General features: G+C 66.6%; 18 protein-coding genes. 11 read left to right on the top strand and 7 right to left on the bottom strand.

Annotated features, from left to right (window positions below; genetic code table 11):
• Positions 1-4 precede the first annotated feature (4 nt).
• Complete coding sequence (locus C8J39_RS12345) at positions 5-679, top strand: glutathione S-transferase family protein (RefSeq protein ID WP_056054264.1); 675 nt, start codon at positions 5-7, stop codon at positions 677-679.
• Entirely contained in the window at positions 666-1013 is a 348-nt protein-coding gene (locus C8J39_RS12340; protein ID WP_120300742.1) for a tRNA-binding protein, read from the top strand. The genes C8J39_RS12345 and C8J39_RS12340 overlap by 14 nt, the downstream gene beginning before the upstream one ends.
• A 139-nt stretch (positions 1014-1152) precedes the next feature.
• On the opposite strand, the gene C8J39_RS12335 is transcribed toward C8J39_RS12340, so the two are convergent.
• Positions 1153-1827: an OmpA family protein gene (locus C8J39_RS12335; protein WP_120300741.1), complete on the bottom strand. Its 675-nt coding sequence runs from the start codon at positions 1825-1827 to the stop codon at positions 1153-1155.
• A 195-nt stretch (positions 1828-2022) separates the two neighbouring features.
• Here C8J39_RS12335 and C8J39_RS12330 point away from each other — a divergent pair, with 195 nt between their 5' ends.
• Positions 2023-3324, top strand: coding sequence for a hemolysin family protein (locus C8J39_RS12330; protein WP_056063992.1), 1302 nt, complete (start codon positions 2023-2025; stop codon positions 3322-3324).
• Positions 3325-3721: 397 nt separating this feature from the next.
• Here the strand turns inward: C8J39_RS12330 and C8J39_RS12325 are convergent, their stop codons facing one another.
• From C8J39_RS12325 to purD, 3 genes are all read right to left on the bottom strand, one after another.
• Positions 3722-4825 carry a VacJ family lipoprotein gene (locus C8J39_RS12325; protein WP_243650017.1) on the bottom strand — a complete coding sequence of 368 codons (1104 nt, stop codon included), beginning with the start codon at positions 4823-4825 and terminating at the stop codon, positions 3722-3724.
• Between the two features lie 164 nt (positions 4826-4989).
• Entirely contained in the window at positions 4990-5769 is a 780-nt protein-coding gene (locus C8J39_RS12320) for a hypothetical protein (RefSeq protein ID WP_120300740.1), read from the bottom strand.
• Between the two features lie 191 nt (positions 5770-5960).
• Positions 5961-7223 (bottom strand): phosphoribosylamine--glycine ligase, encoded by a 1263-nt coding sequence (gene purD / locus C8J39_RS12315; RefSeq protein ID WP_120300739.1) that lies wholly within the window; start codon positions 7221-7223, stop codon positions 5961-5963.
• Between purD and xseA the strand changes: the two genes are divergently transcribed.
• Genes xseA through C8J39_RS12300 form a run of 3 tightly spaced genes read left to right on the top strand, consistent with a single transcriptional unit; the run spans position 7222 to position 9698 of the window.
• Positions 7222-8646 carry an exodeoxyribonuclease VII large subunit gene (gene xseA / locus C8J39_RS12310; protein WP_120300738.1) on the top strand — a complete coding sequence of 475 codons (1425 nt, stop codon included), beginning with the start codon at positions 7222-7224 and terminating at the stop codon, positions 8644-8646. The two genes, purD and xseA, sit on opposite strands and share 2 nt — an antisense overlap.
• Positions 8647-8658: 12 nt before the next feature.
• Complete coding sequence (locus C8J39_RS12305; protein WP_055881745.1) at positions 8659-8859, top strand: DUF2093 domain-containing protein; 201 nt, start codon at positions 8659-8661, stop codon at positions 8857-8859.
• Positions 8856-9698, top strand: a complete 843-nt coding sequence (locus tag C8J39_RS12300) for a M23 family metallopeptidase (RefSeq protein WP_120300737.1) — start codon at positions 8856-8858, stop codon at positions 9696-9698. The genes C8J39_RS12305 and C8J39_RS12300 overlap by 4 nt, the downstream gene beginning before the upstream one ends.
• A gap of 11 nt (positions 9699-9709) precedes the next feature.
• On the opposite strand, the gene C8J39_RS12295 is transcribed toward C8J39_RS12300, so the two are convergent.
• Positions 9710-10231, bottom strand: a complete 522-nt coding sequence (locus C8J39_RS12295) for a hypothetical protein (RefSeq protein WP_120300736.1) — start codon at positions 10229-10231, stop codon at positions 9710-9712.
• Positions 10232-10505: 274 nt separating this feature from the next.
• Here C8J39_RS12295 and C8J39_RS12290 point away from each other — a divergent pair, with 274 nt between their 5' ends.
• A complete protein-coding gene (locus tag C8J39_RS12290; RefSeq protein WP_120300735.1) occupies positions 10506-13616 on the top strand; it encodes a TonB-dependent receptor domain-containing protein in 3111 nt (1036 codons plus the stop codon).
• A 74-nt stretch (positions 13617-13690) separates the two neighbouring features.
• Here the strand turns inward: C8J39_RS12290 and clpB are convergent, their stop codons facing one another.
• Positions 13691-16270, bottom strand: a complete 2580-nt coding sequence (gene clpB, locus C8J39_RS12285) for an ATP-dependent chaperone ClpB (protein WP_120300734.1) — start codon at positions 16268-16270, stop codon at positions 13691-13693.
• A gap of 181 nt (positions 16271-16451) precedes the next feature.
• Here clpB and C8J39_RS12280 point away from each other — a divergent pair, with 181 nt between their 5' ends.
• A complete protein-coding gene (locus C8J39_RS12280) occupies positions 16452-16865 on the top strand; it encodes a thioesterase family protein (RefSeq protein WP_120300944.1) in 414 nt (137 codons plus the stop codon).
• A 35-nt stretch (positions 16866-16900) separates the two neighbouring features.
• Here the strand turns inward: C8J39_RS12280 and C8J39_RS12275 are convergent, their stop codons facing one another.
• Positions 16901-17059: a DUF1674 domain-containing protein gene (locus C8J39_RS12275; protein ID WP_120300733.1), complete on the bottom strand. Its 159-nt coding sequence runs from the start codon at positions 17057-17059 to the stop codon at positions 16901-16903.
• Positions 17060-17164: 105 nt separating this feature from the next.
• On the opposite strand from C8J39_RS12275, the gene C8J39_RS12270 reads away from it, so the two are divergent.
• The 3 genes from C8J39_RS12270 to C8J39_RS12260 all read left to right on the top strand — a co-directional run bounded on the left by C8J39_RS12270 (position 17165) and on the right by C8J39_RS12260 (position 20990).
• On the top strand, positions 17165-18442 hold the full coding sequence (locus C8J39_RS12270; RefSeq protein WP_120300943.1) for an RsmB/NOP family class I SAM-dependent RNA methyltransferase: 1278 nt from the start codon (positions 17165-17167) through the stop codon (positions 18440-18442).
• 158 nt (positions 18443-18600) lie between these two features.
• Complete coding sequence (rpe, locus tag C8J39_RS12265; protein WP_120300732.1) at positions 18601-19257, top strand: ribulose-phosphate 3-epimerase; 657 nt, start codon at positions 18601-18603, stop codon at positions 19255-19257.
• Positions 19258-19274: 17 nt separating this feature from the next.
• A complete protein-coding gene (locus C8J39_RS12260) occupies positions 19275-20990 on the top strand; it encodes a heparinase II/III family protein (protein WP_243650024.1) in 1716 nt (571 codons plus the stop codon).
• The last annotated feature ends 22 nt before the right edge of the window (positions 20991-21012 follow it).

The raw sequence follows: 21012 nt of genomic DNA, 5'->3' as shown, positions 1-21012 counted from the left end.
TGGCATGTGGCAGCTTTATCAATTCCCCCTGTGTCCCTTCTCGCGAAAGGTGCGCCTGCTGCTGGGCGAGAAGGGGGTCGGCTACGAACTGGTCCGCGAATCGCCCTGGGATCGCCGCGACGAGTTCATGGATATGAACCCCGCCGGCCAGACTCCGGTGATGGTCGATGCATCGCGCGGCGTCGCCCCGCTGATCGATTCGATGGCGATCTGCGAATTCTTCGAGGAAACCGTCGAGAAGGCGGCGATGATCAACGGCACCGCGACCAACCGCGCCGAGATCCGCCGGCTGGTCACGTGGTTCGACACGCACTTCTACCGCGACGTCACCGGGCCGCTGCTCCACGAGCGCATGGTCAAGCGCCTCGCCCACCGCACCGCGCCCGACGCGAAGGGCTTGCGTGAAGCGATGAAGGCCGCGGTCGGGCATCTCGATTATATGGACTACCTGCTCGACCACCGGAATTGGCTCGGCGGCGCGACAATGAGCCTCGCCGATCTGGCGGCGGCCGCGCAGATATCCGTCACCGATTATCTCGGCGGGATCGACTGGAAGGGCCACGACCAGACCGCGCGCTGGTATCGCGGTTTCAAGAGCCGCCCGAGCTTCCGCCCGCTGCTGTCCGAACGGATGGAGCTGATCTCACCCCCGGCGCACTACGACAATGTCGATTTCTGAGGTGATCGCCTATCCCGACTTCGAAAAGGTCGACATCCGCGTCGGCACGATCGTCGAGGCCGAGCCCTTCCCCGAAGCGCGCAAGCCCGCGATCAAGCTGCGGATCGATTTTGGTGCGGAGATCGGCGTGAAGCGCTCCTCCGCGCAGATCACCGAACATTACACGCCGGAAACGCTGATCGGCCGCCAGGTCGCCGCGGTGGTCAACTTCCCGCCGCGGCAGATCGGCCCGATGATGTCCGAAGTCCTGACGCTCGGCTTTCCCGATGCGGACGGGAAGGTCGTGCTGATCTCGCCGACCGGACAAGTCCCGAATGGGGGCCGTCTATTTTGAACCGTCCGGTTACCGCCTAACTCCGTTCTCCCGCGAAGGCGGGAGCCCAGGGTACCAGTCGTAACGCTCTTGGTTCCTGGACCCCCGCTTTCGCGGGGGAACGGTAGGCGAGGGGGAGAATACCCTCGATAGGCCCAGCTTACTGGCGCAGGTCGTTCTGCGTGATCGGCACGATCTTCACCTCGACGCGACGGTTTGCAGCCCGACCCGCATCGGTATCATTCGAAGCAATCGGCTGTGTTTCGCCGTAGCCGCGCGTGCCGATACGCGCAGTCTGCACGCCGTGGCCTGCCAGATAATCCGCGACCGACCGCGCACGACGCTCCGACAGCGTCTGGTTATACGCATCGCTGCCTGTCGAATCGGTATGCCCGTACACGTCGATGTAGGTCTGGTTGTACTGCGACAGCGTATCCGCGACTTGGTCCAGGGTCCGCTGGAACTGCGGCTGCACGTTGGCGCTGTCATACGCGAAGGTGATGCCCGACGGGATGTTGAGCACCAGATCGTCGCCCTGGCGGATCACCTGCACGTCGGTGCCGGCAGTGCGCGCGCGCAGGTCGCGCTCCTGCTTGTCCATGTACGCGCCGATGCCCGCACCCGCGAGACCACCGATGCCCGCGCCGAGCAGCTTCTCGGTCCGGTCATGCCGTCCACCGACCACGTCGCCGAGCAGATAGCCGCCCAGCGCGCCGCCGATGCCGCCCAATGCGGTCTTCGAGATCGTCTGGCGACCCGTCTCCGGATCGGTGGTGCAGCCGCTGGTGGCGATCAGTGCGGCGATTGCAGCACCTGCGAACATCTTGGTTTTCATAGATAATCTCCCTGAGACGTGATGGATGACGGCATTTCGCCCGATACCGCCGATAACCCGGTGTCGCGACGATTGTTCCGCCTGCGCACTGAACCGAGCCTGACCATCTTCGCGTTCCGATGTCGAGTATGCGCAAGCCAGTGCGTAAGGACGGTTGTGCGGCGGACCGTTGTCCTGCAAAGAGCGCCTGAGCCAATGGCACCGCTTCCCCCCTTCCCCTGGATCGACGTTGCGATCATCCTCGCGCTCGTCGCGTTGAACGGCGTGTTCGCGATGAGCGAACTCGCGATCGTCTCCGCGCGCAAGGCCCGGCTCGAGGCGATGGCGCGCTCGGGCAAGAAGGGCGCGCGCGCCGCACTCGTGCTCGCCGCCGACCCAGGCAAGTTCCTCTCGACCGTCCAGATCGGCATCACGCTGATCGGCATCCTGGCGGGTGCCTATTCGGGCTCCAGCCTCGGCATGCCGACCGCCGCGCGGTTGCAGGCGTGGGGCCTGTCAGCCTCGACCGCGGAGACCGCCGGGTTCGCGATCGTCATCGGCCTCACCACTTATGCGTCGCTGATCATCGGCGAACTCGTCCCCAAGCAGTTCGCGTTGCGTGCGCCCGAGGCGATCGCGTCGTTCATGGCGCCGGTGATGCGCTGGCTCGCGATCGGCACCGCACCGATCGTCTGGGTGCTCGATTCGACCAGCGCGCTGATCTTCCGCGCGCTTCGCCTGAACCGCGAATCGGAAGAGCACGTCACCGCCGAAGAGCTCCACATGATCGTCGCCGAGGCGTCGAAGTCGGGGATCATCGAGGAGCATGAGCGCTCGATCATCTCGGGAGTCGTCCGCCTCGCCGACCGCCCGGTCCGCGAAGTGATGACGCCGCGCACCGAGATCGACTGGCTCGACTGCGACTGGGGCCCCGACGAGATCCGCGAGACGCTGCTCGCATCGCAGCACACCCGCCTGCCGGTCGGCGAAGGCTCGATCGATACGGTCAAGGGCGTCGTCCAGGCGCGCGACATCGCCGCCGCGCTGTTTCGCGGCGAGCCGATCGACCTGCGCGCGCTGATGCGCAAGGCGCCGGTGGTGATCGACCAGATCGACGCGATGGATGCGCTGCTGGCGCTGCGCGAAGCCGAAGTGCCAATGGCGCTGATCCATGACGAATACGGCCATTTCGAAGGCATCGTCACGCCCGCCGACCTGCTCGCGGCGATCGCCGGCGAGTTCAAGTCGGACTCGGATCCGGACGATGCGCCTTCGGTCGTGGTGCGCGACGACGGCTCTCTGCTTGTGGCTGGGACGATGGCGGCGGACTCGCTCGCCGACCGCCTCGGCATCGACCTCCCCGAGGACCGGGACTACGCGACGGTCGCCGGCCTCGCGCTGTCGGTGTTCCGTCACCTTCCCGGCGAGGGCGAAAGCTTCGTCGAACAGGGCTGGAAGTTCGAGATCGTCGACCTCGACGGCCGCCGGATCGACAAGCTGCTGGTGAGCGAAGTCTGAGGGCTTGGCGGCGCGCGGAGGGTTAGATCGAACCCGACGCTTCTACGTATGCACCACCCCGGCGAAGGCCGGGGTCCAATTGGCAAGGCCGCAGTAACGAAGCGCTACCCTAGTTTACGACGTCCCCCAATTGGGCCCCGGCCTCCGCCGGGGAGGTACTCGGGGTTAAGTTGCTTGCTTGCCTCGCTTGCGGAAGGCCCGCTGACCCCACAATCCGTTCGTCCTGAGTAGCTGCTGAGCTTGTCGAAGCGGCGTATCGAAGGAACAGGTTGGCGCACGGAACCCATGCTTCGATACGAGCCCTCGATACGCTCCTGACGGAGCTACTCGGTCTCTACTCAGCACGAACGGAAAGGGCAGGGGGAAGAAGAGACGAGCCCGTTCGGCTCCGCCTATTTTACTGACCGGTTTCGGCAGCGGGCTTCGCATCGATCGCGGGAGTCGTGACTACCGGAGCCTCCATTGGCACCTCCGAAACCGGCTTGGCCCCAGGCTCCAGATCGCTCGGCACGAAAGGCACCACACTCGGCGGTGGCCCCGACATCCCCGCCGGATCGCCCTCGACCCGCCCGTGGAGGTGGTCGATCTCCGCCTGTCGCCGGTTGAGATAGAAGGCGCGCGTCGCTGCATATGGATCTGGCGAGTTGTCGTGCAGGTCCTTCAGCGTCTGGTCGAATTCCGACCGGTGATCGAGCGCACCCAAGATGCCCGCGGGGATGGCGTACGCCGTGCTGGTGAACGGCTTGCCGACGGCGACCGGCAGGATCAGGCGATCGATCGCACCTCCCAGCAGGTCGCGGATCGTCGTCGGTCCGACCAGCGGCAGGAACAGGAACGGGCCGTTCTTGACGCCGTAATAGCCGAGCGTGTTGGCGAACCCGTTCGACCGCCGCGGCAGGTGGAACGGCTTCTTCTTGGCGACGTCGAGCACCCCCGCCACGCCGATCGTCGTGTTGATCGCGAACCGCCCGACCGTCTCCGCCGCCTTGCCCGGCTTGAACTGCAGCAGGAAGTTCAGGAAGACGATCGGCTCGCGCAGATTGTAGAGGAAATTGTGGATGCCGCGTCGAATGGGGCTCGGCACGGTCTTCTTGTAGGTCCGCGCGACCGGGCCGATCACCGCGTCGTCGACCTTCTGCGTCACCGCGAACGACTCGGCGTTGACCGCGCGCAGCGGATCGCCCGCGGTCTCCTTGCGGCCGGTCACGATGATGTCGTTGGGCGTCCGCTGGGCGGGCGGAGTTCCCAGTGGAGCGGGACCGACCGGCGGAATGTCCTGCGTCGGCAGCCCCTGGGCGAAAATCTCGATCGCCGGAAGCGACGCGGCCAGGGCTAGCGGCGAAACCGCCATCGCCGCGATGGGCTCGAAGTCACCCGCGAACGGCGACACTACCGCGCCCGGCACCGCCACGCTCGCACCGACGCCGGGCAACGCTATCGGCGCGGCCGTCACGTGAACGGGGGCAGCCGTCAACAGCATTGCGCTCATCGTTACCAGCATGTGCACTCATCGCCCTGTTATCGGCCGCTCTCCTACATCGAGATGCGACGCGCCTGACATGCCCGTCGGCGCGCGTGGAGCATAGAGCCAATCGTCATCCGCGCGTGCGGATCGCGGTTAACCGATCGCGCGACGTCCCAATCCGTCTGGAGCGAAGGCGTAGCTCAGAGTTTGCCGAACACCGCCTCGAAGCCAGCCTTGTCACCGGCCGCCAGCAACCGCGCCTGCTCGATCCAACGATCGCGACCCATCCGACCAGTGAAATTACCGAGCTGCGCGTCGATCCGCTGCGCCTCGTTGTCCGACAGCGCCGCCATCTCGCCGACCGTCGAAACGCCAAGCGCGCCGAGTTGTGCGGCAACCTTCGGCCCGAGCCCTTTCAACTGCGTGACGGGCCCGTCCGCATAGGACTGCGCCGGTGCTGCCGGTGCGATCGGCGCCTGTTCGGGTGGCGCTACGGGTGCGGGTGCGGCAGTTTCGGTTGCCGGACTTGCCTCCAGGGGCGACGCGGCGGCGATCGGTTCATCGGCCAGACGATCGGGCGTTTCGGGGGCATCGTCGTCGCGCAAGACCGGCGTAGGTTCGGGCGCACTGCGCACGGGCGGCGCAGACGGGGGCGGCGCAACCGGCGCGATCGGCGTCTGCGTCTGCGTCTGCGTCTGGAATTGCTCGGCCTTGCGTGGCTCGACCTCGGGTTTCGCCGCGATCGGCTCGGGTGGTTTTGCCGAGACCGGCTCGGGCGGAACGCCGGCCTCCTCCGCGTTTGCGATCACGTCGTGCACGGCCTTGGTGCGGCTGCGCTTGGCCCGGATGCCCCAGATCAGGCCGATCACGACGAGGATCGCCACGACGGCGATGATCGTGAAGTGGATCGCCGTCAGCGTGGCGATGCCATCGGGCAGCAGGCTCAGGCCCGAGGCGGAGGTCGCGGAAGTTTCGTTCATTCCCATACCGTAGCGATGCGCGCGAAAGGCGGCGAGACCTAATTGGTTAGGTCGACTTGTCTGATCCTCCCCCGCCAGGGGGAGGTGTCGCCGCAGGTGACGGAGGGGGAGGATACGGAACAGCGGTTGTCGCCCCCCCCGTCTCGCAAGCGCCAACCACCTCACCCTGGCGGGGGAGGATCAGGCGTGCATCACCCGCGCGCGATTTCCCGCCAGCCGATATCGCGGCGGTAGAAGCCCTCCGCGAAGTCGATCGCCTCGACCGCGCGATACGCGTTCGCTTGCGCCGTCGCGACGGTGTCGCCGGTCGCCGTCACCGCAAGAACGCGCCCGCCGGACGCGACCAACCCACCGTCCTCAAGCCGCGTGCCTGCGTGGAACACAGTGCCGCCAGCAGCCCGTGCGGAGTCCAGTCCGACGATCGCGCCACCCGCCTTGGGTGTCCCCGGATACCCCTCCGCCGCCATCACCACCGTCAGCGCGGTCTCGTTGCTGAACTGCGCCGCGGGCATCTCACCGAGCCGCCCCTCCGCGGTCGCCAGCATCGTCGCGAGCAGGTCGCCCTGGAACCGCATCATCAGCACCTGCGTCTCGGGATCGCCGAACCGCGCATTATATTCGATCAGCTTGGGCCCCTGCGGCGTCAGCATCAGCCCTGCGTACAGCACGCCCGAGAACGGCATGCCTTCCGCCGCCATCGTAGCGACGGTCGGCGCGACGATCTCGTCGATCGCGCGCTTCTCAAGCGCCGGCGTCAGCACGAGCGCAGGGCTGTACGCGCCCATCCCGCCGGTGTTCGGCCCGGTATCGCCCTCGCCGACGCGCTTGTGATCCTGCGCGGAGCCGAACGGCATCAGCGACACGCCGTCGGTCAGCACGAAGAGGCTTGCCTCCTCGCCTTCGAGGAATTCCTCGATCACTGCCTCGGCTTCCCCGTCGGCGAACAGCGCGTCTAGCGCGGCATCGGCTTCGGCAGCGCTGAACGCGATCACCACGCCCTTGCCCGCCGCCAGGCCGTCGGCCTTGATGACCACCGGCAGCGAGAAGGTGCGGGCGAGTGCGATATCCGCCTCATCGCGGCTCTTCACGCGGACATAGCCCGCGGTCGCGATGCCGGCCCGCAGGCACAGATCCTTGGTGAAGCCCTTCGACCCCTCCAACTGCGCCGCCGCCTTCGACGGCCCGAACACCGGAATGTCCGCGGCGCGTAACGTATCGGCCAGCCCGTCGACCAGCGGCGCCTCGGGTCCGATCACGACCAGCCCGACCTCATGCTCGCGCACGAAAGCGACCACGGCGGCGTGATCCGTCGCATCGAGCGGCACGAGCGTCGCAACACGCGCAATGCCGGGGTTGCCCGGCGCGGCATACAGCGTATCGAGGCCGCGAGATTGCACCAGCTTCCACGCGAGCGCATGTTCGCGACCCCCCGAGCCCAGCAGCAGGACGTTCATGCCCGATCCCTTTTCCGATGATGTGTCCAGCGACATGGGGCGGCTGGTAGCCGAGCCGGTCGCCGGCGACAACGCACTCGCCATGTCGGTCGGCGAACTCGCCTTCAAGCTGAAGCGGATGGTCGAGGGCGAATTCGGGCATGTCCGCCTGCGCGGCGAAATCTCGGGCTGGAAACGCGTCGCCTCCGGGCATTGCTACATGTCGCTCAAGGACGACCAGGCGGTGATCGACGGCGTCATCTGGAAGGGCAATGCGTCGAGCCTCGCCTTCGTCCCCCAGGACGGCATCGAGGTGATCGCCACCGGCAAGCTCACCACCTATCCCGGCCGCTCGAAATACCAGATCGTCATCGAGCGCATGGAGCTGGCGGGCGCGGGCGCCTTGATGGCGCTGCTCGAGAAACTGAAGGCGAAGCTCGCCGGCGAGGGGCTGTTCGACGGCACGCGGAAGAAGCGCCTGCCGTTCATGCCGAAGGTGATCGGCGTCGTCACTTCGGGCACCGGCGCCGTGATCCGCGACATACTCCACCGGCTCGAGGATCGCTGCCCGACGCACGTCATCGTCTGGCCGGTGAAGGTGCAGGGCGAGGGTTCCGCCGCCGAGATCGCCGCTGCGGTGCGCGGGTTCGACGCGATCGTCCCCGGCGGCCCGGTGCCGCGCCCCGACCTCGTGATCGTCGCGCGCGGCGGTGGCTCGGTCGAGGATCTCTGGTCGTTCAACGAAGAGGTCGTCGTCCGCGCGGTCGCCGCCTGCACGATCCCGATCATCTCCGCGGTCGGGCATGAGACCGACACCACCTTGTGCGATTTCGCCGCCGATCTGCGCGCGCCGACACCAACGGCTGCGGCCGAGATCGCGGTGCCGGTGCTCGCCGACCTGCGGTTGACGATCGACAGCCACCGCAATCGTACCGAGCGTTGCGCCCGGCGGCATGTCGAGCGTGGACGTGAGAGGCTCGATGCGCTCGCCCGCCTGTTGCCGAAGCGCGACCAGTTGCTCGGGCCGCAGCGCCAGCGCGCGGACGACTTTGGCCAGCGTCTGGATCGCGGGCTGGAGCGTCGCCTGACCCTCGCCCGCGGCAGTCTCGATCGTTCGGGGGCGGCACTCCGTCCCGCCACGCTGGAACGCAAACTCGAGGCGAAACGCGCGCAGCTCGACGCAACGTGGCGGCTCGTCCAGTCGCTGAACCCCGACGCGATCCTCGACCGCGGCTATGCGCGAGTCACCGCGCGGCCCGGCGGCGAGACGCTCGCCTCCGCCAAGTCCGCGCGCGACGCAGGCACGCTGACACTCCACTTCCGCGACGGCGTGGTGGATGCGGTGACGGACACCGGTCTTGAGCGCCCCGCCGCCAAAACCTATGCTGCCCCCAAGGCAAAGCCCGCGCCCGATGCGGCGCCGCGCCAGCCGACCCTGCTGTAGAGAAGACCCGCCATGCTGATGTCCAACTCCGACCGCGCCGCGCGCCTGCACTATATGGCGAACGGTTTCCGCGTGCTCAGCCCCGGCGACCACGTCGCCTGCGCCGCCACCGGCCACCGCATCGCGCTCGAAGACCTGCGCTATTGGAGCGTAGCGCGCCAGGAAGCTTACGCCACCGCCGCCGCCGCCAGCGAAGCGATGGCCCCACGATGATCCGCGCGGCGGTGCTCGTCCTGCTGGCTGCATCCGGTGCCGCCGCCCAGCAAGCACCGCCCTCGAATACCGTGTCCCAGTCCGCCTTCCGCTGGACCGGCACGCTCAGCCAGGGTGGCCTGATCCTCGGCACCGCCCCCGACGGCGCACGCACGCTCACGCTGAACGGCAAGCCGATCGCGCTATCCCCCGACGGCCGCTTCATCGCCGGTTTCGACCGCGACGCGGGGCCGCAGGCGACACTGACGGCCACGCTCACCGACGGCCGCACCATTACCCAGCCGCTGACGATTGCGCCGCGGGCCTGGCGGATCGAGCGCCTCGACACGCTTCCCAAATTCCCCGCGCCTGACCCGGTCTTCGCCAAGCTCCGCCCGCCCGAGCTAGCCCAGATCGTCGCCGCCCGCGCCCGCACTACCGACGCCCAAGGCTGGCGCCAGGCCTTCGCATGGCCAGCAACAGGTCGCATCTCCGGGTTGTTCGGATCGCAACGCGTCTACAAAGGCGAACCCGGCAGCTATCATTCAGGCACGGACGTCGCCATCCCGACCGGCACGATCGTAACCGCCCCCGCCGACGGCGTCGTGATCCTCACCGCCGATCACCCCTTCACGCTAGAGGGCAATCTCCTGATGCTCGACCACGGCATGGGCCTCAACAGCGCCTTCCTGCACCTGTCCCGTATCGACGTGAAACCCGGCGATCACGTCCGCCAAGGCCAACCGATCGGCGCCGTTGGCATGACCGGCCGCGCCACCGGCCCCCACCTTCACTGGGCGCTACGATGGCACGACGCCAAGCTCGACCCGATGCTGGTGGCGGGTGTGATGCGACCGTAGGTGACGAGCGCTCAGTTCAGGCGCTTCGCCTTCACACCCGGCTGGCCGCCGACGCTTAGCCTGAAACTCCCCAAGGCTCCCCGCTTGATGACGACTTTATCGTTTGCCCGTGGACGCCGCGCGATCGTGTAATCGTCCGTCTGGATCCATCGCGCGCCATCGGCCAGTTGGAAACTCCATCGGCCGGCGCCGTCTACCGACGCGCCGGCGAGAGTCGTCTCGATCTGCGGCAGGTCGTTGCCGTTGCCGAACAAGCCGGTATCGGGCAGCGTGATCCCAAACAGATTTCGGCGCGTTTCGCGAACTTGTTGCTGGTCGATGACGACGACCGCTTGATCGGCTTCCGCGGTATCCAGCGCCGCCACCGAGTGATCGAAGCAGGCCAGCCGCGCCAGTGGCTCGGTCACGGTGCGGCATTGCGTAACGGCAGCCAGCAGCGGGGACCGCTCCGCCTTGCGCGGCTTGGACGCCGCGGCCGCCGGATGCAGCGCCATGATCATCAAGCTCGAAATTGCCAGAATCGTGATCCGCATGGGCGTCCTACATCGTTAGCGAGAAGCGTCGGAATAGGCAGCGCCGGCCAGAGCGGCAAGTCCATCACATGCAGCATTCCGTTACGACATCGTCCCGAAATTGTGGCCATTGGGTAACATGACTGTCGTAATGCGACGAGTGGCAGCGATCCTGTACTTTTCTTTTGGACAAGGCAGCTCTGACTTGCGAAATCGCAGCCAGCTGCGGTCGGGCGACCGCACAATAGATCGTATCGGCCGGAAACGTTCGCCGATATTAAAGGGATAGACCACCATGCGAAACCATATGTTTCGAGACTGCCTGCTCGCGTCGACGATGATCGCGGGTGCCGTGATTGCATTGCCGGTCTACGCGCAGACCACCCCAGCATCCGCGCCGCAGGGCACGACGAGTGACGACGGTGCAGCATCGACCACGCCGGCGATCTCCAACACGCCTAGCCAGGATCCCGCAGCCGCCGGCACCGCGGGCGGCGGCGATATCGTCGTCACCGGTTCGCGCATCTCGAACCCGAACTTGACGTCGGCGAGCCCGATAACGGTCGTCAATGCTGCAGATATCAAGCTGCGCGGCGCGACGCGTATCGAGGACGTGCTCAACAGCCTGCCGTCGTCGTTCGCAACGCAGACCTCGTCGGTGTCGAACGGTTCGACCGGTACCGCGACGATCAACCTTCGCAACCTCGGTGAATCGCGCACGCTGGTGCTGGTCAACGGCCGCCGCCTGATGCCGGGCAACCCATCGTCGAGCAGCACGGCCAGCGCCGCTGCCGACGTCAACATGATCCCGGCCTCACTGTTGAAGCGCGTCGACGTACTTACCGGCGGCGCGGGTTCGGTCTATGGTTCGGACGCCATCGGCGGCGTCGTCAACTTCGTGCTCGACACCGATTACGAAGGTTTCAGCGTCGATACCTCGGGCGGTATCTACAACCACAACAACCGCAGTGAGCGCTTCCAGGCACTGTCGGCGGCGAGCGGCAACCCCGCCCCGAGCGGTCAAGCGTTCGACGGCACGCAGTTCGACATCAACTTCAAGGTCGGTGCCGGCACCAGCGACGGTCGCGGCCATGTTGTCGGCTACGGCGGCTACCGCAAGATCGGCGCGATCCTGCAGGGTTCGCGCGATTACAGCTCGTGCGGCCTGAACACCCCGGGCGCCGGCGGTAACGACTATGTCTGCGGTGGATCGCCAACCGCGTTTCCGGCCAACTTCACGCTGGGCGATGCGAGAGAGGGCGGTCCTCCGACCGGTTATACGCTGAACTCCGCAGGTCAGCTCGTGGCGGGGCGCACGCTCTACAATGCCAACCCGCTGAACTACTACCAGCGTCCCGACAAGCGCTACACGGCTGGCTTCCTCGCCAATTATGAAGTCAGCAAGGCGTTCAAGCCTTACGCCGAATTCATGTTCATGGACGATCGCTCGACCGCCCAGATCGCGCCATCGGGTAATTTCAGCAACACCACGGTTCTGAACAGCAACAATCCGTTCCTGTCGGCGGCTCAGCGGGCGACCTTCTTCCGCGACACCAATCTGGTTCGGGATGCGAACGGCAACGTCATCAACCTGACGAACCCCGATGGTACTCAGTATCAGCAGGCAAGCGTCCAGATCGGTCGTCGCAACGTTGAGGGTGGCGGTCGTCAGGCCGATCTCCGTCACACCCAGTATCGCTTCGTTGCGGGTGCACGCGGCGACATCGACAAGGGCATCTCGTACGAAGCGTACGGCCAGTTCGGCAGCACCGTGTTCAACCAGGTGTATCGCAACGAGTTCTCGGTTTCGCGCACGACCCGCGCCCTCGACGCGATCACCGACACGCGTCCGGGTTCGGCCACGCTTGGCCAGGCGGTGTGCCGCTCGGTCGTCGACGGCACCGATCCGAACTGCGTCCCGCTCAACATCTTCGGTTCCGCGGGCATCACCCCGGCGGCACTGGGTTATGTCCAGACCCCAGGCTTCCAGTCGGGCGAGAACAAGGAAAAGGTCGTCAACGCGTCGATGACCTTCAAGGGCGGTGAATATGGCGTCCAGTCGCCGTTCGCCAGCGAAGGCATCGCGCTGAACGTTGGTGGCGAATATCGCAAGGAGTCGCTCGTTCTCGAAGTCGACAATGCCTTCCTGAGCGGCGATCTCGCCGGCCAGGGCGGCGCGACGTTGCCGATCCGTGGCAGCTACGACGTGAAGGAAGTGTTCGGCGAACTTCAGGTTCCGCTCGTCAGCGATCGCCCGTTCTTCAACGAACTGACGGTCAATGGCGGCTACCGCTATTCGAGCTACAGCACGGCGGGTTCGGCGAGCTCGTACAAGGGCGAGATCGTCTGGGCGCCGATCTCCGATATCCGCTTCCGTGGCGGCTATAACCGTGCGGTCCGTGCTCCGAATACGCAGGAACTGTTCGCAACCCAGTCGGTACAGATCGACGGTGCAACCGATCCTTGCGCTGGTCCGCGCGTCAATGGTCTCGTCAATGGCAATACGGCTGCACAATGTGCGCTCACCGGTGTCGCGGCAAACCAGTTCGGTCTGGTTCAGCCAAACGAGTCCGAGCAGTATAACGGCCTGCTGGGCGGCAACCCGAACCTGAAGCCCGAAAAGGCCGACACGTTCACCGCTGGCGTGATCCTGCGTCCTTCGTTCCTGCCGGGCTTCAACCTGTCGGTCGATGGTTTCCGGATCAAGCTGAAGGATCGGATTGGTGTCATCGGCGCGGATACGACCATCGCACAGTGCCTTGCGACCGGTGATCAGGCGCTCTGCAGCCTGATCAAGCGCGGTACCAACGGTACGCTGTTCCAGGGTACGAGCGGTTACATCATCGATACCAACGTCAACGCTGGGTCACTCTTGACCCAGGGCATCGAGACGTCGGCCGGGTATACCTACCGTTCGGACAGCATCGGCACGATCGGGCTTTCGTTCAACGGCACGTACGTCGACAAGTTCACGTCGGACAAGGCCGGCGCGAAGTTCGACTGCGCGGGCCTGTACGGCGCGCAGTGCGGCTACCCGATGTCCAAGTGGCGTCACCAGGCTCGTATCTCGCTGACCACGCCGAACGGCATCGGTCTGTCGGGTAACTGGCGCTATCTGTCGGCCACCAAGTTCGAGCGTACCAGCAGCGATGCCGATCTTGCGGCGCCGTTCTTCGTCAATGATGCCCGCGTGAAGGCGCAGAACTACTTCGATCTCGCCGCAACGGTGCGGGTCGCGGACAAGTTCACCTACCGCATGGGTGTCAACAACATCCTCGACAAGACGCCGCCGATCCTCAGCGCGACGGCTTCGCCGATCGGTTCGTTCGGCAACGGCAACACTTACCCAGGCATCTACGAAGCAATCGGTCGCTACCTGTTCGTTGGTCTGACCATCGACATGTAATCGATCCTACGGGACCAAGAAAAAGGGGCGGCAGATCATCGATCCGCCGCCCCTTTTTTGTTCGGAGATGACGTTCAGGCGACCTGGAGCACCAGCTTCCCGTCGCCTTCGTCGACCTTGACGGTCGAACCGTCCTTCACCTCGCCGCGCAGGATCATGTCGGCGAGCGGGTCCTGCAGATAGCGCTGGACCGCGCGCTTCAGCGGCCGCGCGCCGTACACCGGATCATAGCCGACGCGACCCAGCCACGCGCGTGCGGCATCCGTCAGGTCGAGGACGATCTTGCGGTCGGCGAGCAGCTTGTCGACGCGCGACACCTGGATATCCACGATCGGCGCCATGTGCGCCTGCCCCAGACGGTGGAACAGGATCACCTCGTCGAGCCGGTTGAGGAATTCCGGCCGGAAATGCGACCGGACGATTTCCATCACCTGCGGCTCGACCGACGACACGTCGTCGCCCTCCGCCATGTTCGCCAGATACTGGCTGCCGAGGTTCGACGTCAGGATGATCAGCGTGTTGCTGAAATCCACCGTGCGCCCCTGGCCATCGGTGAGCCGCCCGTCGTCGAGCACCTGCAACAGCACGTTGAACACGTCGCCGTGCGCCTTCTCGACCTCGTCGAACAGGATCACCTGGTACGGCCGCCTGCGCACCGCCTCGGTCAGCACGCCGCCTTCCTCATAGCCGACATAGCCCGGAGGCGCACCGATCAGCCGCGCGACCGCGTGCTTCTCCATGAACTCGCTCATGTCGATGCGGACCATCGCGGAGGGATCGTCGAACAGGAACTCCGCCAGCGCCTTGGTCAGCTCGGTCTTGCCCACGCCGGTAGGCCCGAGGAACAGGAACGAGCCCAGCGGCCGGTTCGGATCCTGCAGCCCCGCGCGGGCACGGCGCACCGCGGTCGAAACCGCCTTCACCGCGTGCGCCTGACCGATCACGCGCTTGCCGATCGTCGCTTCCATGGCCAGCAACTTGTCGCGCTCGCCCTGCAGCATCCGCTCGACCGGGATGCCGGTCCAGCGGCTGACGACGCCGGCGATGTCGTCGGCGGTCACTTCCTCGCGCAGCATCGCGCCCTTGGTCGCCCCCGCGGCCTCGTCGAGCTGGCGCTGCAACCCCGGAATCGTCCCGTAGGAAAGCTCGCCCGCCTTGGCGAGATCGCCCGAGCGCTGCGCCTGCTCCAGTTCGAGCCGCGCAGCATCGAGCTGTTCCTTGACCCGCGCCTCGGCGTTGATCTTGTCCTTCTCGCCCTTCCAGCGCGTCGTCAGCTCGGCGGATTGCTCCTCGAGGTTGACGAGGTCGCCCTCCAGCGTGTCGAGCCGGTCGACCGACGCGTCGTCGGTCTCGCGCTTCAACGCCTCGCGTTCGATCTTGAGCTGGATGATCCGCCGGTCGAGATTCTCGATCGCCTCGGGCTTCGATTCCACCTCCATGCGAATCCGCGAGGCGGCCTCGTCCATCAAGTCGATCGCCTTGTCGGGCAGGAAGCGATCGGTGATGTAGCGGTTCGACAGCGTCGAGGCGGCGACGATCGCGCCGTCGGTGATCCGCACGCCGTGATGCAGCTCGTACTTCTCCTTCAGCCCGCGCAGGATCGAGATGGTGTCCTCGACGGTCGGTTCACCGACCATCACCGGCTGGAACCGCCGCTGCAATGCCGGGTCCTTCTCGACATATTTGCGGTACTCATCGAGCGTGGTCGCGCCGACGCAGTGCAATTCGCCTCGCGCCAGCGCCGGCTTGAGCAGATTGCCCGCATCCATCGCGCCCTCGGATTTGCCCGCGCCGATCAGTTGGTGCATCTCGTCGATGAACAGGATGATGTCGCCCTCCGCGGCTTTCACCTCGTCGAGCACGCCCTTCAGTCGCTCCTCGAACTCGCCGCGATATTTGGCACCCGCGATCAGCGAGCCGAGATCGAGCGACATCAGCCGCCGGTCCTTCAGCGTATCGGGCACGTCGCCATTGGCGATGCGAAGGGCTAGCCCTTCGGCGATCGCGGTCTTGCCGACACCGGGTTCGCCAATCAGCGCGGGGTTGTTCTTGGTCCGGCGCGCGAGGATCTGGATGGTGCGACGGATCTCCTCGTCGCGGCCGATGACGGGATCGAGCTTGCCGTCGCGCGCAGCCTGGGTGAGATCGCGCGCGAACTTCTTGAGCGCATCGTAACGATCCTCGGCGCCCGCGGTGTCGGCGCTGCGGCCCTGACGCAGACCGTTGATCGCGGTGTTCAGCCCCTCGGGTGTCACGCCGCCGGCCTTCAAAGCCTTGCCCGCCGCGGTGTTGAGCGACAGCGCGAGCGCGACCAGCAGCCGCTCGACGGTGACGAAGCTGTCGCCCGCCTTGCTCGCGATCTGCTCGGCCTGGTCGAGCACGCGCACCGCATCGTTGTCGATCCCCGGCGTGGTCTGCGCGCCCGAGCCCGACACGACCGGGATTTTCGCCAGCGCGAGATCGGTCTCGGACGTCGCACGCTTGGCGTCGCCACCAGCGGCTGCAATTAGTCCGGCCGCCATACCCTGCTCGTCCTCCAGCAGCGCCTTCAACAGATGTTCGGGGGCGATCCGCTGGTGGTTCATGCGGATCGCGACGGTCTGCGCGGATTGCAGGAAGCCCTTCGCGCGGTCGGTGAATTTGTCGATGTTCATGACGAATTCCTGTGGGAGTGTTTCGGTGTTGGCCGAAAGATGGTGTTGTATTTGGGCAACACAAGAGGCGGGCGCAGGTCGGATGCTAGGGCCCCGGCGTCACGCCAGGAATAGCGTTTATTGTCGGTATCGAAGCCGCCCCGTCATCGCTATGTTCAGGTTCGCATGCTATATGCAGCGCGTGTCCACAGCGCTCCCCCATACCTACGCCATCGGCATCGAGCCGGCCGACATCGACTTCATGGGTCACGTCAACAACGCGAACTATCTGAAGTGGGTACAGGCCGCAGTGATCGACCATTGGCAGCGCCTCGCGCCCGCCGAGGCGGTGGCCGGGCACCTCTGGGTCGCGCTGAAGCACGAGATCACGTACCGCAAACCCGCGTTCCTCGACGACGACGTCATTGCGACGGTCCTGCTCGAGAAGGTCCAGGGCGCGCGCGCGTTCTACGAGACGATCATCAAGCGCGGCGAGGATGTGCTGGCCGAGGTGAAGTCGAGCTGGTGCTGCCTCGATGCCGAGACGCTCCGCCCGTCGCGATTGGCGAACAGCGTCGTCGAGCATTTCTTCCCGAAGGCCGACCTCAGGGACTGACGGTCCCAAGGCGACCGGCCTCCGGCGATCGGTTCTCAGAAATCGATCGCCATGCCCTTCAGCTCCCAATCGCCATAGCGGGTCGGGTCGCGCGGCTCGGGATCCTTGTCCGGCACGATCGCCTCGGGTTGCGGCACCGGCGTATTCTTCGCCAGATATTCAGGTGGCTTAACGTGATCGGGGCGCTGGCCCATCGCGGCTCTCCGGATTGCGTGTTGGCGTCGTAACCGCCACATGGGCCCTGTCGCGCCGCTTTGCCACAGCCGCCGCGCGGCAAACCGAACGCGAAGGACCTTCATATGCCCGACTACACGCACGCCCCCGAGCCGCTCGGCGTTCCCGCGCGCCGCGCCGCGCTCCGCCTGCTCGACGCCGTACTGCGTCGCGGCGAGTCGCTCGAATCCGCCTTGCCGGCAGCGACCCGCGCCATCCACGGCCCAGACCGCGGCCTCGCGCACGCCATCGCCGCAGAGACGCTCCGTCGCCTGCCCGATCTCGACGCGATGATCGACTCGGTCACCAAGACCAATCTGCCCGACGATGCGAAGGCGCGGATGGCGCTGCGGATCGCGCTGGTCCAGGTGCTGATCCTCGGCACGCCTTCGCACGCCGCGATCTCGACCGTGTTGCCGCTGGTCGACGGCGGCCCGCGCAAACTCGTCCACGGCGTGTTCGGCACGCTGTTCCGCGCCAACATGCTGCTCCCCGAGGTGCCGACGCTGCCGGCCCCCGTCGAACTCCGCTGGGAAGCCGCGTGGGGTGAGGAGATGGTCGACGCCGCCGGCCGCGCGATCGCGCAGGTGCCGCCGCTCGACCTGACGATCGCCGACCCGTCCGAAACAGAAGGCTGGCGCGAGAAGCTCGGCGGCGAGAGCTTCATGCCCGGTCACCTGCGTTTGGGTGACCACGACTCGGTCCCCGACATGGCCGGGTTCGGCGACGGCGCCTGGTGGGTGCAGGACATCGCCGCCTCGCTCCCCGCGCGTCTGCTTGGGAAAGGGGAGGGCCATGTCCTCGATCTCTGTGCGGCGCCCGGCGGCAAGACGCTGCAACTCGCGAGCGCCGGCTGGACCGTCACCTCGGTCGACAATTCGCAAAGCCGGATCAAGCGCCTGCGCGAAAACCTCTACCGCACGCACCTGAAGGCCGAGGTCGTCAACGCCGACATCCTCGAATGGGCGCCGACCGAGCCCGCCGACGCGATCCTGATCGACGCGCCGTGCAGCGCCACGGGCATCTTCCGTCGCCACCCCGACGTCCTCCACCGCGTCCGCCCCTCGATCATCGCCGAGACCGCGGCGTTGCAGGCGCGGATCTTCGCGAGGGCGGCGGACTGGGTAAAGCCCGGCGGCACGTTGGTGTACGCCACCTGTTCGCTCGAGCCGTCTGAAGGCGAAGCGCAGCTCGACGCGTTCCTGTCCGCCCGCAGCGACTACACGATCGCCCCGGTAGACCAGTCCGAACTCCCCGCCGGCATCACCCCCACGGAAACCGGCACCATCCGCACCCTCCCAGGCATGCTGGCAGACCAAGGCGGCTGCGACGGCTTCTTCATCGCCCGCCTCAAGCGCAGCTAAGCAAGAGCAGTTACTTGTTCCCCCGCGAAAGCGGGGGCCCAGGATTACTCAGCGATCCGCCCGTAACTCTGGATTCCTGCCTGCGCAGGAAAACAAGAAGCGCGTACAGTAACAAACGGGGAGTTCCGCCCCCGACAATCCCGCGCTAGGACAAAATCATGCAACCCGTCCGCATCGCCCCCTCGATCCTCTCCGCCGATTTCGCCAAGCTTGGCGAGGAAGTCCGCGCCATCGACGCAGCCGGCGCCGACTGGATCCACATCGACGTGATGGACGGCCATTTCGTCCCCAACATCTCGTTCGGCCCCGCGGTCATGAAGTCGGTCCGCGGCGTCACGACCAAGCCGTTCGACGTCCACCTGATGATCTCGCCCGTCGACGCCTATCTCGACGCGTTCGCGGAGGCCGGTGCCGACTGCATCACCGTGCATTACGAGGCCGGGCCGCACATCCATCGCTCGCTCCAGCACATCAAGGGCCTCGGCAAGCGCGCCGGCGTCGTGATCTGCCCCGGCACACCGGCGAAGATGCTCGACTACCTCATGGACATGGTCGACCTCGTGCTGGTGATGAGCGTCAACCCGGGCTTTGGCGGCCAGAGCTTCATCCCGAGCCAGCTCAAGAAGATCAGCGCGATCCGCAATATGATCGAAAAGAGCGGCCGCGCGATCGATCTCGAAGTCGATGGCGGCGTCGACGCGGAGTGGGCCAAGCGCTGCATCGAGGCCGGCGCCGACGCGCTGGTCGCGGGCACCTCGGTCTTCCGCGGCGGCCCCGATCACTACGCCGCCAACATCGCCGCGTTGCGGGGGTGAACGAACCGCACGACCCCGTGACCGATCCCGCCCCCGACGGGATCGACGAAGGCCGCCGCCTGATCCGTCTCGGCGGCGACAAGGGTCTGTCGCTCGCCGATCGGCTGGCCGAGCGCTTCCACCGCCTGACATGGCGCACCCCGCTCCACACGCTGCGCCTCAAGGGGCGCTACCCGCTGAAGCTGATCGCGGTCCCCGACGACCCCATCCTCGGCGACATTCCCCGCGGCACGATGCTGCTGGAAGGCGTCCTCTCGTTCCGCGGCGAAGCGCGCGATATCGAGACGCTCGATCTTGCCAAGCCGCTTCCCAAACCCTTCGCCGAATATCTGCACAGTTTCGCGTGGCTTCGCGATCTCTCGACCGTCGCGACCCGCGCGCGCGGCGCCCCGATCGCCGAATATCTCATGGGCCTCTGGCTGACCGCGCACGCCGACACTCAGGGCGGGATCGCCTGGCGCCCCGACATGTGGGGCCGTCGCATCCTCGCGTGGACCGCGCACGCGCCGCTGATCCTGTCGTCCACCGACCAGATCTACCGCTCGAAAGTGCTCAACGCGCTCGCAAAGGGCGCACTTCACCTCGATCGCAATGGCGACAAGGCCCCCGCCGGCGCGCCCCGCATCGCCGCATGGTGCGGAGTCGTCGCGGCCGGGCTCCTCATCCCCGGCGGGGAGCCCCGCCAGGCGTTCGGCGAGGCCGGCCTGCTCCGCGCGCTCGGCACCGGCCTGTTCGACGATGGCGGCTCGGTCTCGCGCAGCCCGGCGATGCTGCTCGATTCGATCCAGTTGCTGACGCTGCTTCAGGAAAGCTACGCCGCGCGTGGCACCGAACTGCCCGAGACGGTGGCGGTTACGCTGACCCGGATGGTCGCGGCGCTGCTCGGCGTCGCGCACGCCGATCGCGGCCTGTCGAGCTGGCAGGGTGGTGGCCCCGCCAGCGAAACGCAGGTCGCAGCCGTCATCGAAGCCAGCGGTGTCCGCACGCGCCCGCTCCGCCAGGCGCGCGACTGGGGCTATCAGCGCCTCGCCGCCGGTACCGCGGTGCTCATTGTCGACGCCGCCCCGCCGCCGATCGCGCGCTTCGTCGAAGGCGGCTGCGCCTCGACGCTAGCGTTCGAATTCTCCGACGGCCCCGCACGCATCGTCGTCAATTGCGGCGGCGCGCGGGCGGGCATCGCGCAGCTCCCGCCCGCGATGGTCGAGGGCCTGCGCTCGACGGCGGCACACTCCACGCTGACGATCGCGGACAGCAACTCGACTGCGATCCTTGCCGACGGGACGCTTGGTCGCGGCGTCGGGGAGGTCGAGCTCAGCCGCCAGGAATCGGAGGCCGCCAGCCGGATCGAAGCGAGCCACGACGGCTATGTCCGCCGCTGGGGCTTCCTCCACCGCCGTCAGCTGATGCTCACCGGCGACGGCCGCGAACTCCGCGGCGAGGACGCGCTGTTGCCGCAGGGTCGCAAGCGCCGCACTGGCCTGTCGCTATTCGCGATCCGCTTCCACCTAGGGGAGGGCGTCCAGGTCTCCCCCACCGCGGACGGCCTCGGCGCGATCCTCCGCCTCCCCGGCGGCGCCTTGTGGCAATTCCGCTGCCGCGGCGGCGCGCTGGTGGTCGAGGACAGCGTGTGGATCGACGCGGACGGCCGCCCGGTCGCGACGGAGCAACTGATGATCACCGGCGAAGCCGCGGCCGGCGGCGCGAGCGTGAGCTGGGCGCTGAAGAAGGCCTGAAATCTTCCCCCTCCCTAGAAGG

The organism is Sphingomonas sp. PP-CC-1A-547 (assembly GCF_003610375.1).
Taxonomy (GTDB): Bacteria; Pseudomonadota; Alphaproteobacteria; order Sphingomonadales; family Sphingomonadaceae; genus Sphingomonas.
The sequence above is the reverse complement of the archived record's forward strand: the minus strand, read 5'-3'. Positions and strand labels throughout refer to the sequence as shown.

Coding starts and splice junctions, on each gene's coding strand:
- C8J39_RS12345 (WP_056054264.1), top strand. CDS start 5: ATGTGGCAGCTTTATCAATTCCCCCTGTGTCCCTTCTCGCGAAAGGTG.
- C8J39_RS12340 (WP_120300742.1), top strand. CDS start 666: ATGTCGATTTCTGAGGTGATCGCCTATCCCGACTTCGAAAAGGTCGAC.
- C8J39_RS12335 (WP_120300741.1), bottom strand. CDS start 1,827: ATGAAAACCAAGATGTTCGCAGGTGCTGCAATCGCCGCACTGATCGCC.
- C8J39_RS12330 (WP_056063992.1), top strand. CDS start 2,023: ATGGCACCGCTTCCCCCCTTCCCCTGGATCGACGTTGCGATCATCCTC.
- C8J39_RS12325 (WP_243650017.1), bottom strand. CDS start 4,825: ATGCTGGTAACGATGAGCGCAATGCTGTTGACGGCTGCCCCCGTTCAC.
- C8J39_RS12320 (WP_120300740.1), bottom strand. CDS start 5,769: ATGAACGAAACTTCCGCGACCTCCGCCTCGGGCCTGAGCCTGCTGCCC.
- xseA (WP_120300738.1), top strand. CDS start 7,222: ATGCCCGATCCCTTTTCCGATGATGTGTCCAGCGACATGGGGCGGCTG.
- purD (WP_120300739.1), bottom strand. CDS start 7,223: ATGAACGTCCTGCTGCTGGGCTCGGGGGGTCGCGAACATGCGCTCGCG.
- C8J39_RS12305 (WP_055881745.1), top strand. CDS start 8,659: ATGCTGATGTCCAACTCCGACCGCGCCGCGCGCCTGCACTATATGGCG.
- C8J39_RS12300 (WP_120300737.1), top strand. CDS start 8,856: ATGATCCGCGCGGCGGTGCTCGTCCTGCTGGCTGCATCCGGTGCCGCC.
- C8J39_RS12295 (WP_120300736.1), bottom strand. CDS start 10,231: ATGCGGATCACGATTCTGGCAATTTCGAGCTTGATGATCATGGCGCTG.
- C8J39_RS12290 (WP_120300735.1), top strand. CDS start 10,506: ATGCGAAACCATATGTTTCGAGACTGCCTGCTCGCGTCGACGATGATC.
- clpB (WP_120300734.1), bottom strand. CDS start 16,270: ATGAACATCGACAAATTCACCGACCGCGCGAAGGGCTTCCTGCAATCC.
- C8J39_RS12275 (WP_120300733.1), bottom strand. CDS start 17,059: ATGGGCCAGCGCCCCGATCACGTTAAGCCACCTGAATATCTGGCGAAG.
- C8J39_RS12270 (WP_120300943.1), top strand. CDS start 17,165: ATGCCCGACTACACGCACGCCCCCGAGCCGCTCGGCGTTCCCGCGCGC.
- rpe (WP_120300732.1), top strand. CDS start 18,601: ATGCAACCCGTCCGCATCGCCCCCTCGATCCTCTCCGCCGATTTCGCC.